Genomic DNA, 13,123 nt, shown 5'->3' with positions numbered 1-13,123 from the left:
GGAGGCATGACCTATCAGGCCTCACCCCCCAGGCCGGCAACGCCGGCCCCTCCCCCCTCCAGGGGGGAGGCATGACATCCACCCGTGCCGATCACTGCGTCATCGCCTGCGCCGAGGCGTTCCGCGGCGACGGCGAGATCGTGGCCTCGCCGATGGGGACCGTGCCACGGCTCGGGGCGCTGCTTGCCAAGACGACGTTCGAGCCCGACCTGCTGCTGACCGACGGCGAGGCGTACCTGCTCGCCGAGGCTGTGCCGCTCGGTGCCGAGGCCGACGCTGCGGTGGAGGGCTGGCTGCCGTTCCGGCAGGTGTTCGAGGTCGTCGCGGCAGGGACACGCCACGTCATGATGGGCGCGAGCCAGCTCGACCGGTACGGCAACCAGAACATCTCCGCGATCGGCGACTGGAGCCGCCCCAAGGTGCAGCTGCTCGGAGCACGCGGGGCGCCGGGCAACAGCGCCAACCACGCCACCAGCTACTGGGTGGCCGGCCATTCGACCCGCGTGTTCGTCGAGGAGGTGGACTTCGTCTCCGGCATCGGCACGGACCGGGCGCGACGAGCGGGGGCGGTCGTTGAGCGTCTCCACGACATCCGTACCATCGTCACCGACCTGGGCGTGCTCGACCTCGGCGGCCCCGACGCCACGGTGCGTCTGGTCGCGGTCCACCCCGGTGTCGCCGTCGAGGACGTACAGGACGCGACCGGTTTCGAGCTCGCCGTCGCCGACGACGTCCACGAGACCCGCGCCCCGACCTCGGACGAGCTCGAACTGATCACCTGGCTCGACCCCGATGACCTGCGCCACCGTGAGGTGCCCGAGCCGTGACGGACCCCACGGCACACCCGACGCCGCATCCTGCGCTACGCACCGCCTTCTGCGACCTCGTCGGGGTGCGCTACCCCATCGTCCAGACGGGTATGGGCTGGGTCGCCGGCCCCCGCCTCGTCGCGGCCACCGCCAACGCCGGCGGGTTGGGGATCCTCGCCGCAGCCACGATGACGACCCCGGAGCTCGCCGACGCGATCGCGGAGGTACGCGAGCGCACCGACGCCCCGTTCGGCGTCAACCTCCGCGCCGACGCGCCCGATGCCGGCGAGCGCATCGACGTGCTGATCGAGCGGGGCGTGAAGGTCGCCTCGTTCGCGCTCGCCCCGAAGGGCGACCTCATCGCCCGCCTGAAGGACGCCGGCGTCGTGGTGATACCGAGCGTCGGGGCGCAGCGCCACGCCGAGAAGGTCGCGGCGATGGGCGTCGACGCGGTGCTCGTTCAGGGTGGCGAGGGCGGCGGCCACACCGGCTCGGTCCCGACGTCGCTGCTGCTGCCACAGGTCGTCGACACGGTCGACATCCCGGTCGTCGCAGCCGGGGGGTTCTACGACGGACGTGGCCTCGTGGCCGCGCTCGCGTACGGCGCCAGCGGCATCGCGATGGGGACCCGGTTCCTGCTGACCCAGGAGTCGACCGTGCCCGATGAGGTCAAGCGCTTCTACCTCGGCCACTCGGTGTTCGACACCGTGCGGACCACCAAGGTCGACGGCGTCCCCCATCGGGTGCTCGCGACCGAGCGGGTGACGGGACTCGAACGCGGCGGCCGTGTCCGGACCCTGACGACCGCGATCCGCAACGCGCTCGCGTTCCGTCGCATGACCGGCACCCCGCTGCGCGGGATGCTGGCAGAGGGCATCGCGATGAAGCGCACCCGCGACCTCACCTGGGCCCAGGTGCTCATGGCCGCTAACACGCCCATGCTGCTGCGGGCCGCGATGGTCGAGGGTGACCTGCGGGGCGGGGTCATGGCGAGCGGTCAGGTCGTGGGGGTCATAGAGGATCTGCCGACCGTGGCTGAGCTGATCGAGCGCGTCGTCGCCGAAGCGAACGCCGCCCTCGAGCGTCTCGAGGGCGGCGTTGCGGGTGGGAGCCGTTCCGCTTAGCGGATCAGCAGCTCACGCTGGACCGCCGTGAGACGAACCGCGCTCGCGGTCGCAGCGCCAGCACCGGTGCCAGCGTTCAGCCACGGGCCCTCGTCGCGGAAGTTCGTGCCGTCGACGTAGACGCGGTTCGGCGTGTCCGACTCGACCCACGTGATGTCCGCGTCGGTCAGGTCCGGGGTCGCCGACTGCGACGCGTTCTCCCAGGCGAGGAGGTTCTTCAGCAGCGTGTAGCCGTTGTCGGTGATGCTGTAGCTGGCCAGGCCGAGCGGGTGGTAGTACTGCGTGGTCGGGAACGGCAGCGCCGACCCGAACGTGCGCACGACACCTTCGCCGACCGGGATCTCGGCCACCGCCGCGCGGTCGCTGTTGCCGCTCTCGTAGGCCACGACCCGACCACCGACCCCCGTCACGGCGCTCGCACGGAGGTTCCACTCCGGCAGGTTGCCACCGACCGGGTAGCCCAGTGGCACCGGCTCGACGGTCTGGCGGCGGCCGTTGACGCCCTCGGCGGAACCCGGCTGGTCGAGGCCCGCCGCGAGCGGGTCCTCGTAGCCGTCGGGGGTGTTGAACGAGGCGTGCCCGGCGTAGACGTTGCGGCTCCGCACATCGCCGTCCTCGACCAGGCCCATCCAGGCTGCGCCGCGGATGGCGTCGTCCGTGAGCACGACGTTGCCACCGGCGGTGGCGAAGTCGTTCAGCCGCTGCCCGATCGCGGCCGCGTCAGCGGGGCCGTAGTGCGTGGGTGGCAGGTCGTCCACGCCCATGGCCGCAGGGCGGTTGCCGTTGTAGCCGGGCAACAGCGCGTCGTCGATGGCGATGACGGTGTCGAAGTCCGACAGCGAGCGCTCGCCCGACAGCACCTCGTCCACGTCCAAAGCCGTCAGCGTCGTGTTCGCGCCCAGGAACGGCTCGAGCTCGGCGAAGAAGTCCATGTTGGTGGCGTCGTAGGGCGCCTGGATGGGCTGGTCCCACACCGGCTCGGTGGACAGCTCGAGCTCCCAGAACACCTGCGTGCGGGCCTGGCCGTTGACGACCAGGCGGTACTCGCCGTCCTCGGGGTAGTTCCAGTCGCTGTGGGCCCCCGGCGTGCGGTACAGGATGCCGCCCCGGTAGGTGGGTCGATCGATCCACTCACCCCTAGCCGAGTCGAAGTACTCGATGTCGATTGAGTTGACGTCACCGGCGCTCTCGGCCGCGACGTTGCTCCACCGGACGCTGCCCGACATCCCAGCGATGAACGTCTCACCGGAGGCGTTGTCCACCTCCCAGCTGTGCAGCACCGTCTGGCTGCCGGTGTGGTTCGCCGTCCCGGACACATCGTCCGCGTCGACGGCGCCCTCGGGAGCGGTCGGCGCCTCGTAGCCGTGGTCGACCAGGCGACGCGGGTTCACGAGGTAACCGACATCACCTCCGACCTCGAACTCGGCCGGAGGGGGCTGGATCGAGAAGTTGAGCATCGCGTAGATCAGCGACTTGTTCCCGTCGACGTGGAGCTGCTCGGCCTCAGGCAGGAAGCAGGTGCCGGTGCCGCAGTTGCCGAGGTGGCTGAGCATCATCTCGTTGTCGATGCCGTCGGCGTTGAGCCCGACCGGTGAGTCGATCCAGTTGCCCATCGCCCCGGTGACGGTGTACTCGATGGTGTCCCAGATGGTCCCGTACTGCACGCCGTAGGCGCGCTGGTCGCACTCCTCCTCGGGCGGCAGGTGGGTGTCCCCGTTCGGGGCAACGCCGGCGAACTCGACGCACTGCTCGGGTGCGGAGTTGGGCTTGATCTGCGGCGACCACGCCAGGCGTTCCTCAGCGTCGGCCCAGGCCTGCTCGACGAACTGCATGACCCGTTCGTTCTTGCCGTAGGGCCGCTGGCTGCCGCCGATCAGGGTGTAGCTGAACGCGTTGGCGACGACCATGCCGTGCAGGTCGATGCCACCGGTCCAGTTGTCCGACAGGTTCTGCAGGACCTTGCCGACGCTGCGGCTCTCGGACTCCGAGAAGGCGCTGTAGCCGGGCTCCATGTGGCCGAGTTCGGGCCAGTCGCGGTTGAGGTCCATGCCGTTGCCGTTGTAACGCATGAACGAGGTGTTCGCCGCCTCGGGGTCGCCGCGGCGCCAGCCGTCGGGGTTCATGAGCACGAAGTAGGACACGGAGCGCATCATCACCTCACCGACCGGGATGTTGCGCGCCTCCAGCCCGTCCCTCGTGGTGATGGTCTCGCCAGCGGTCTCGAGGATGGGACGGTTCGGGTCCTCCTTCGCCCACGTCGCCAGGTCCTCGGCGGCGCGTAGCCCTCCTTCGATACCAGCCCGCTCGATGCCGTGCATCGACAGCGCCCACACGAAGTGATCGCGCTCCGCCTCGGGGACGATCGGCACACCCTCGACGAGCTGCTCGCCCTCGGGGGCCGTGACCTTCACGAGGTACATCGGCACCTTCTCACGCTCGCCCAGCTCGTTGGGGATCCCCTCCGACCAGCCGTCGCCCAGTTCCTCGTCGAGCACCTCGCGGATGCGCGGGTCCTCGCTGGTGGTCAGGTCGATCAGGTCGACGTAGTCCTTCGTCGTCTCGTTCGCGTCCGCCATGTAGGTCAGTCCGCGGAGCGCCTCCTCGAAGGTGATGAACGTCCGTGCAGCGCACGGGGCGTTGCCCTTGGCGTAGGGCGACGTGCCCGTGCCCGGATGGGGCGTGTCCTCGCCGACCTCAGGGGCCCAGTAGGCCTGGGGGTCGGGGAAGATGCGGCCGCAGAGCAGGTAGGCCTCGTCGCTGTCGGCGACGGGGCCGCTGAACGCGGTGGGGGTGCCGCCGAGGAGCGGGGTCAGAGCGACGGCGAGCCCGAGGACGAGCACGATGATGGCGCTGCGGGCGCTTACGAGGGTGCGCACGGCGGAGATCCTCGATCGGGGGGTCCGGTTCCACCGTGTGCTTCGACGTCCGCCGCCCCGTTCCCTGCTTCGTTTCCGGGCCCGTCCGGACAGGCAGGTCTCGAGGTCAGCGGGGCCGGTGCGCGAGGCCCAGACGCTGGCCGATGAGCCCCGTCAGGCTCGTGGTCGCGAGCACGAGCGCGAGGGCCAGCGCCCGGACCAGGTTAACGAGCGGGTGCTGGTCGAGCGGCGTCTCGAGCCCGCCGGCAGTGAGGATCCCATCACCCTCGAGGGCAGGCCCGACGGGAGCGAGCTGCTCCTCGACCCGTTGCACGGCGATCTCGACGGGCGCGGAGACGTCATCGCTCACCCCGGGGACCTCGAGAGCGGCGAGGGGGGCAGCGGAGGCCGAGAACCCGATCATCGCGGTCGCGAGCACCGCCAGCAGTCGGCTACGAGCCACGTGCCTGTCCTCCGTCCGGTCCCTGGTAGTGGTCTCGGCCGGGTGGCTAGTCACCTTGAGTAGTTGATCGACCACGTTCCGCTGTCAACCCGCCCGCGGTGGCCGGAAGGTCGAACCGTTGAACCGGTCGGACAGGTTCAGCGGTTCGATCTTCGCGCGGCTACGTGAGTCGCTCCAAGACCGTGACGTTGGCCTGGCCGCCGCCCTCGCACATGGTCTGCAGGCCGTAGCGGCCGCCGGTGCGCTCGAGCTCGTGCAGCAGCGTGGTCATGAGCCGCGCCCCAGTCGCCCCGAGCGGGTGGCCCAGCGCGATGGCGCCGCCGTTGACGTTCACCTTGTCGAAGTCGAAGCCGGTCTCCTGCTGCCACGCGAGCACCACCGACGCGAACGCCTCGTTGATCTCGACGAGATCGATGTCGTCGGGTGTCAGGCCGGTGCGCTCGAGCGCCTGCGCGGTCGCGGGGATCGGGGCGGCGAGCATCATGATGGGATCGCCGCCGACCACGCTGAGGTGGTGGATGCGCGCGCGGGGCGTAAGCCCGTGCTCCTCGATCGCTGTCTCCGAGGCGATGAGCAGCGCGGCGGAGGCGTCGCTGATCTGGCTCGCGACCGCGGCCGTGAGGCGGCCGCCCTCCTGGAGCGCCGGCAGCGACGCCATCTTCTCGAGAGAGGTGTCGGGGCGCGGACCCTCGTCGTGACGGACGTCGGCCAGCGGGACGACCTCGCGATCGAAGCGGCCCTCGTCGATGGCGCGGATCGCACGCTGGTGCGACTCGTAGGCGAACGCCTCCATGTCCTCGCGGCTGATCCCCCACTTCTCGGCGATCAGCTCGGCGCCGTGGAACTGGCTGACCGGCTGGTCTCCGTAGCGGGCGTCCCAGCCCTCACTGCCGTGGAACGGGTGCTCGATGCCGAACTGGCGTCCCGCGATCATCGCCGCGGAGATGGGGATCTGGCTCATGTTCTGCACGCCGCCAGCGATCACGAGGTCGTTGAGTCCCGCCTTGACGAGGGCCGCGGCGAAGTGGACCGCCTGCTGCGACGACCCGCACTGCCGGTCGATCGTCACGCCAGGCACGTGCTCGGGATAGCCCGCCGCCAGCCAGCACGTCCGGGCGATGTCGCCGGCCTGGGACCCGATGGAGTCGACGTTGCCGAAGATGACGTCCTCGACGAGGCCGGGGTCGATGCCAGTGGACTCGACCACCGCCTCGATGCTGTGCGCCCCGAGGTCAGCCGGGTGGACCTCTGCCAGGCCGCCCTTCTTGCGACCGACCGGCGATCGCTTCGCCTCGACGATGAACGCTTCGGCCATGGCGCACCACTCCTGGAGGGAAACCTGACGGGGCGTCAGGTGATGCTACCTCCGGGATGTGCACTCTCTCAGGCCCGGGGATCGCCACAGTGTCCTGTGCGCAGGACGCACAGGACACTGCCTGGGCGCACGATCGATCCGAACAGTTGACTCCGACCCCGCCCCGAGCGACGGTTCCCGCTGCATCGACGAGCGGGGGCCGTGCGGTGCGCCTGACATCGTTCGTGATGACGTCGGCGACGGTCGTAGCGACGGCCATCGTGCCTGCCAACGTGCCGGCGTTCGCACAGACGACGCCAGTCCTGCAGGCACGCGTCGAGTTCGACTCCATCTCGGGCTTCGACTGGTCCCCGAACGGGAGCGTCGACATCACGGTCGACGACGGTTCCGTGGTGGACGAAACCGGGGTACCCACCGATAGCACCGGCCGCTTCGACCACTACATCGGCGACCTCCTCGACCTCGACACCGGCCACGTCGTCACCGTCACCCAGGGCGCGACCACCAAGACCCACGAGGTGACCGGGCTGACCATCACCGGTGTCGATCCGGTCGCCGACACCGTCTCCGGCATCGCCACGCCGGGTGCGGACGTGACCGTGTCCCCGTACGCAGATCCGGGAGCGTGGCGACACGAGGTCGCCGATGGCGTCACCGGCGAGTGGACCGCTCACTTCTCGGTCGCCGGCGGCGAGCCGGGCGAGGAGACCAGGTTCGACATCATCCCCGGCAGCAGCGGCTCGGCCGATGAGCCCGACGACGACGGCGACGCCACCCAGCTCGACTGGCACGTGCCCGACCCGCGCTTCAACGCCCATCCCGGTCCCGACTTCGTGGACGGGTGGGACTGGACCCCGAACTCGACCGTAAACGTGACTGTCGAGTCCGACGGTGTCGTCGTCCACGAGCAGCTCGACGTGCCCACGGGCGCTCAGGGGAACTGGGGGATCGGTCTCGGCGAGTTCGGCGTGGACCTCGTGCCGGGGATGGAGGTGACCGTCACCGACGGTGGCACGATCAAGACCCACGTGATCACGGCGCTCACCGTGACCGCGGTCGACCCGGACGCCGAGACGGTGTCGGGGACGGCGGCGGCCGGCGCCGAGGTACAGGTCGGCGTGCACATGCCGGAGGGTCCCGGGACGTTCCGGCGCGTGGTCGCTGAGGTCGACGGGACGTGGACCGCGGACTTCTCCGTGCCCGGCGGCGACGAGACCGACGCCGGCGACGACCTCACCGTCGACCTCGTCGCCGGCAGCGAGGGGGCGGCATCGGAGTTCGACGACGACGGCGACAGCACCCTCGTGGGCTGGCGCGTGCCCGACCCGAGGTTCTTCGCCAACGCCCACGCCGATCGCATCAGCGGACAGGAGTGGACGCCGGACTCCACCGTGGCGGTGACGGTCGACGACGACCTCGACCCCGGGAACGGCACCCGCTTCGAGGACCTGGCGGTGCCCACCGACGAGTTCGGCAACTTCCACGTCGACACCGCGCCCGCCGACGTCCAGGCCGGGGACCTCGTCACGGTGACCGACGGCGACCTGTCCAAGACCCACATCGTGACCGGGCTGGTCGTGACCGACGTGAACGTCGCCGCCGACACCGTCTCGGGCTTCGCCCCGGCGGGAGCCGTGGTCGAGGTGCACGTCTTCGACTTCTCAGGCGCTTTCCGTCGGACCCAGGCCGCGAGCAACGGCGCCTGGTCGGTCGACTTCTCGATCCCAGGCGAGGACGACTTCGGGCAGCAGACCACCGACCTCGGGCCGGGCAGCGGCGGCGTGGCCCGCGAGCCCGACGCCGACCGCGACGCCACCGAGGCGGACTGGCGCGTCCCCGACCCGGTCGTCAACGCGCATCCCGACTGGGAAGCGATCGACGGGTGGGACTGGGAGCCCGGCACTTTGGTGGACGTGACCGTCGACAACGACGTCGGCACCGTGTTCCAGGCGCTGGATGTGCCGGTCGAGGACGACCGCGAGTTCCAGGTCAACGACCTCGAAGGGCTCGACCTGGCACCGGGACACCAAATCACCGCCAGCGACGGGCTGACCACCAAGATCCACGTCGTGACCGATCTGGCGGTCACCGACGTCGACCCCGACCTCGACACCGTGTCGGGCACCGCCACCGCCGGGGCACAGATCGAGGTGGGGAGCGACCAGGGCGCGTTCCGGCGCACCGTCGCCGACGAGTTCGGGGACTGGACCGTCGACTTCGCCGCGCCGCCCGAGGAGGCGAACGGCGAGCACGGCACCGTCGACCTCGGACCCGGCAGCAGCGGCAACGCCGCCGAGCCCGACGACGACGGCGACACCACCTCGATCTTCTGGCGCGTCCCCGACCCGGTGGTCAACGCCCACCCGGACTGGGAAGCGATCGACGGTTGGGACTGGGAGCCGGGCAGCTTCGTGGACGTGACCGTCGTCGCGGGGGCGGTCACGGCGTTCCAGGCGCTGGATGTGCCGGTCGAGGACGACCGCGAGTTCCACGTCAACGACCTCGCTGGGCTCGACCTGGCGCCGGGACACGAGATCACCGTCAGCGACGGGCTGATCACCAAGACCCACACCGTCACCGACCTGGCGGTCACCGAGGTCGACCCCGACCTCGACACCGTGTCGGGCACCGCCACCGCTGGGACACAGATCGACGTGTGGCGCGAGCAGGGTGGGTTGCGGCGCACCGTCGCCGATGAGTTCGGGGACTGGACCGTCGACTTCGCCGCGCCGCCCGAGGAGGACAACGGCGAGCACGGCACCGCCGACCTCGGACCCGGCAGCAGCGGCAACGCCGCCGAACCCGACGAGGACCACGACACCACCTCGATCTCCTGGCGCGTCCCCCACCCGATGATCATCGCGCGACCCCAGTTCGACAACCTCGAGTTGTTCGACTTCGAACCGGATGGCTTCGTGGACATCACGATCAACGATGGTGGGGACGGCTACACGCAACTCGACCTACCGCTGGATGAGTCCGGGCATCTATGGGTCGACCTCGAAGGAGGCTTCGACCTGATACCTGGCCACGTTGTGACCGTCGACGATGGCACGACGACCAAGATCCACGAGGTAACTGCGCTGTCCGTGACCGCGATGGACGTCGGCACCGACACCTTGTCCGGCACCGCTACCCCCTTCGCCGATGTCAAGGTCTTCGCGTACGGGTTCTTCGACGGCGCCTTCCGACACGAGGTCGCAGACGCCGCCGGCAACTGGACCGCGGACTTCAAGAACCCGGGCGACGAGGAGGGCGAGGAGACCACCGCGGACCTCGTCGCAGGGAGCGATGGCGAGGTCAACGAACCCGACGAGGATGGCGACGAAACACACGTGGCCTGGAACGTCCCCGATCCCCGCTTCGACGTCCGAGCCGTCAACGACAACATCCGGGGCGTCGAGTGGCTCCCCGCCGCCACGGTCGATATCACGATCGACAGCGATGCCGACGCGGAGAACGGCACGCTCCACGTCGCGACTGATGTTCCCACCGACGACCGGGGCGAGTTCTGGTTCGACGTGGCGTTCGATGTGGCCGTCGGCCACGTCGTTACGGTCACCCAAGGGGAGACGGTGAAACAACACACCGTCACCGGGCTGGCCGTCACCGATGTCGACGCGACGACGGAGACCGTATCCGGAACGGCCGAGCCCAGCGCCCTCGTGGAGGTCAGCGTCTTCGACTCGTCCGAGGCGGTCCGGCGTGTAGTCACAGACGTTGCCGGAGAGTGGACGGCCGACTTCTCGGTGCCGGGTACGGAGGAGGACGAACAGGCAACGGCCGATCTGGTCACCGGGACCTCCCCGGCTCTTATGGGTACGTCGGGTCAGGCTCGCGAGCCCGACGTCGGCCGGGACGCGACCGCGGTCGACTGGCACGTGCTCACGCCGACCATCTCCGCACGGCCGTTGACGGATGAACTGTGGGGCGACGACTGGACCCCCAACGACGTGGTCAGCCTGACCGTTGACGCCGGCGTTCCGATCGACGACATCCCCACTGACACGTCCGGTCACTGGGACCTCCCGGGGCTCGACCTCGAGCCCGGTCAGGTCATCGACGTCACCGACGGCGTGACGGCCAAGACGCTGACGGTCACCGAACTCGCGGTCACCGCAGCCGATCCCGCCGCGGACACGATCGCGGGAGTCGCGACGCCGGGCGCAGTGTTGATCGTCCACCTCCACAACCCGTTCGGCCTGACGTACGTCGAGGTGACTGCGGATGGCAGCGGTGCGTGGACCGCTGACTTCGGTGGTCTCGAGGATCCGCACGACCTCGTCGAGGGCAGCAGCGGAGTCGTCGAAGAACCCGACGAGGAGGCCGACGCCACCCAGGCAGGGTGGGAGATCCGGACCGACGCCACGACCGATCCCGACGGCGGAGGCGCGACCCCGGAGCATCCCGTGACCACGGCAATCACGAGCCCGAACCCGGGACAGATCACGATAACCGAGGAGCCAGTGGGTGCGGATCCGGACGGGTTCGTCCTCGCCGGGGTGCGGGTATCCATCACGGCCCCGGCGGCGACGACTCCGGAGGACCCGCTCGTCATCGTCTTCCGCCTCGATGCCTCACAGATCCCCGAACACGAGGACGAGACCACCATCACCGTCTTCAAGGACGGCGTCGAGGCCGGGGACTGCGACAACGACACCGGCACCGCCTCGCCAGATCCCTGCATCGGAGACCGGACCGCGCTGCCCGATGGCGACATCCAGTTGACGGTGTGGACGGTCACCGCGAGCGACTGGGACCTCGCCTTCCCGCTCACGGCTCCCGACCCGCCCACCGACGTGACTGCCGAGGCGGGTGACGAGCAGGCCACGGTGAGCTGGAGCGCACCGGCCGACACCGGCGGCGCCCCGATCACGAGCTACACCGTGGCCGCCTCACCCGGCGGTGCCACCGCCACGGTCGACGGCGCCACGACCGAGGCGGTCATCACCGGACTGACCAACGGCACCGCGTACACGTTCACGGTCGTGGCGAGCAACAGCCAGGGCGACTCCGCCCCGTCCCCACCCTCCACCGCCGTCACACCGCTCGGCGTGCCCGACCCGCCCACCGACGTGACTGCCGAGGCGGGTGACGAGCAGGCCACGGTGAGCTGGAGCGCACCGGCCGACACCGGTGGGGCGCCGATCCTGACCTACAGGGTGACCGCCTCGCCGGGAGGCAAGACCAGGATCGTCAGCGGCGCGACCACCAGCACGCTCTTAACTGGCCTCGCCAACGGCACCGCCTACACCTTCACGGTCGTCGCCACCAACAGCGTCGGCGACAGCGCCGCGTCCGCGGCGTCGCCCGCCGTGACCCCGCTCGGGGTCCCGGATCCGCCGACGGACGTCGACGCGACCGCCGGCATCGAGGAGGCGACGGTCAGCTGGGACTCTCCAGCTGACGATGGCGGGGCGCCGATCACGAGCTACCGCATCATCACCTCGCCGGCCGATGTCGGCTCGGTCACCGTGACCGCCGACGAGACCAGCCTGGCGCCGCCCCCCACCAGGGTGACCGTCGAGGGGTTGACGAGCGGCACGGCCTACACGTTCACGGTCATCGCCACGAACAGTCAAGGCGATAGCGCCGCGTCCGTCGCCTCCAACTCGGTCACACCGATCGCTGCCCCGTTCGACGCCAAGCTCCTCGGTGGAACCGCGGCGATCTCGGACGGTGCGACGTCCCTGGTGTCTGCGGCCACGGGGGTCGGCCCACAGCGCATCGCCGGCCCCGACCGCTACCAGACCGCCGCCGCCACCGTCGCCGACGCCTTCCCCGGCACCGTCGACACCGTCTACATCGCCACCGGACTCAACTTCCCCGACGCCCTCGCCGGCTCCGCCGCCGCAGCCGCCCTCGACGCCCCGGTGCTGCTCGTCACCACCGACACCGTCCCCGACGCCACCGCCGCCCAGCTCGCCCGGCTGCAACCGAGGACGGTCAAGCTGCTGGGCGGCACCGCCGCGATCTCGGACGCGGTCGCGTCCCGGATCGCCGCCATCACCGGCGTGGTCCCCCAGCGCATCGCCGGCCCCGACCGCTACCAGACCGCCGCCGCCACCGTCGCCGACGCCTTCCCCGGCACCGTCGACACCGTCTACATCGCCACCGGACTCAACTTCCCCGACGCCCTCGCCGGCTCCGCCGCCGCGGCCGCCCTCGGCGCCCCGGTGCTGCTCGTCACCACCGACACCGTCCCCGACGCCACCGCCGCCCAGCTCGCCCGGCTGCAACCGAGGACGGTCAAGCTGCTGGGCGGCACCGCCGCGATCTCGGACGCGGTCGCGTCCCGGATCGCCGCCATCACCGGCGTGGTCCCCCAGCGCATCGCCGGCCCCGACCGCTACCAGACCGCCGCCGCCACCGTCGCCGACGCCTTCCCCGGCACCGTCGACACCGTCTACATCGCCACCGGACTCAACTTCCCCGACGCCCTCGCCGGCTCCGCCGCCGCGGCCGCCCTCGGCGCCCCGGTGCTGCTCGTCACCACCGACACCGTCCCCGACGCGATCCGCAACGAACTCGCCCGGCTCTCACGCCGCTGACGAGCA

At 70.4% G+C, this 13,123-nt stretch carries 6 protein-coding genes; 3 read left to right on the top strand and 3 right to left on the bottom strand.

What is annotated here, in order from left to right:
- The first annotated feature begins 71 nt into the window (after positions 1-71).
- Positions 72-827: a CoA-transferase gene (locus KY469_19725; GenBank protein MBW3665329.1), complete on the top strand. Its 756-nt coding sequence runs from the start codon at positions 72-74 to the stop codon at positions 825-827.
- Entirely contained in the window at positions 824-1,933 is a 1,110-nt protein-coding gene (locus tag KY469_19720) for a nitronate monooxygenase (protein MBW3665328.1), read from the top strand. The genes KY469_19725 and KY469_19720 overlap by 4 nt, the downstream gene beginning before the upstream one ends.
- Here KY469_19720 and KY469_19715 read toward each other — a convergent pair.
- The 3 genes from KY469_19715 to KY469_19705 form a co-directional block, all read right to left on the bottom strand.
- Complete coding sequence (locus KY469_19715; protein MBW3665327.1) at positions 1,930-4,809, bottom strand: hypothetical protein; 2,880 nt, start codon at positions 4,807-4,809, stop codon at positions 1,930-1,932. The genes KY469_19720 and KY469_19715 overlap by 4 nt on opposite strands.
- 106 nt (positions 4,810-4,915) lie before the next feature.
- Positions 4,916-5,251 (bottom strand): hypothetical protein, encoded by a 336-nt coding sequence (locus KY469_19710; GenBank protein MBW3665326.1) that lies wholly within the window; start codon positions 5,249-5,251, stop codon positions 4,916-4,918.
- Between the two features lie 160 nt (positions 5,252-5,411).
- A complete protein-coding gene (locus tag KY469_19705) occupies positions 5,412-6,566 on the bottom strand; it encodes an acetyl-CoA C-acetyltransferase (protein MBW3665325.1) in 1,155 nt (384 codons plus the stop codon).
- Positions 6,567-6,772: 206 nt separating this feature from the next.
- On the opposite strand from KY469_19705, the gene KY469_19700 reads away from it, so the two are divergent.
- Positions 6,773-13,117 (top strand): cell wall-binding repeat-containing protein, encoded by a 6,345-nt coding sequence (locus tag KY469_19700; protein MBW3665324.1) that lies wholly within the window; start codon positions 6,773-6,775, stop codon positions 13,115-13,117.
- The last annotated feature ends 6 nt before the right edge of the window (positions 13,118-13,123 follow it).

It is taken from the genome of Actinomycetota bacterium (assembly GCA_019347575.1).
In the GTDB taxonomy this organism is placed as follows: domain Bacteria; phylum Actinomycetota; class Nitriliruptoria; order Nitriliruptorales; family Nitriliruptoraceae; genus JAHWKY01.
The sequence above is the reverse complement of the archived record's forward strand: the minus strand, read 5'-3'. Positions and strand labels throughout refer to the sequence as shown.

What these genes read in the sequence shown, in the direction of transcription:
- KY469_19725 (MBW3665329.1), top strand. Translation starts at nt 72, where the DNA reads ATGACATCCACCCGTGCCGATCACTGCGTCATCGCCTGCGCCGAGGCG.
- KY469_19705 (MBW3665325.1), bottom strand. Translation starts at nt 6,566, where the DNA reads ATGGCCGAAGCGTTCATCGTCGAGGCGAAGCGATCGCCGGTCGGTCGC.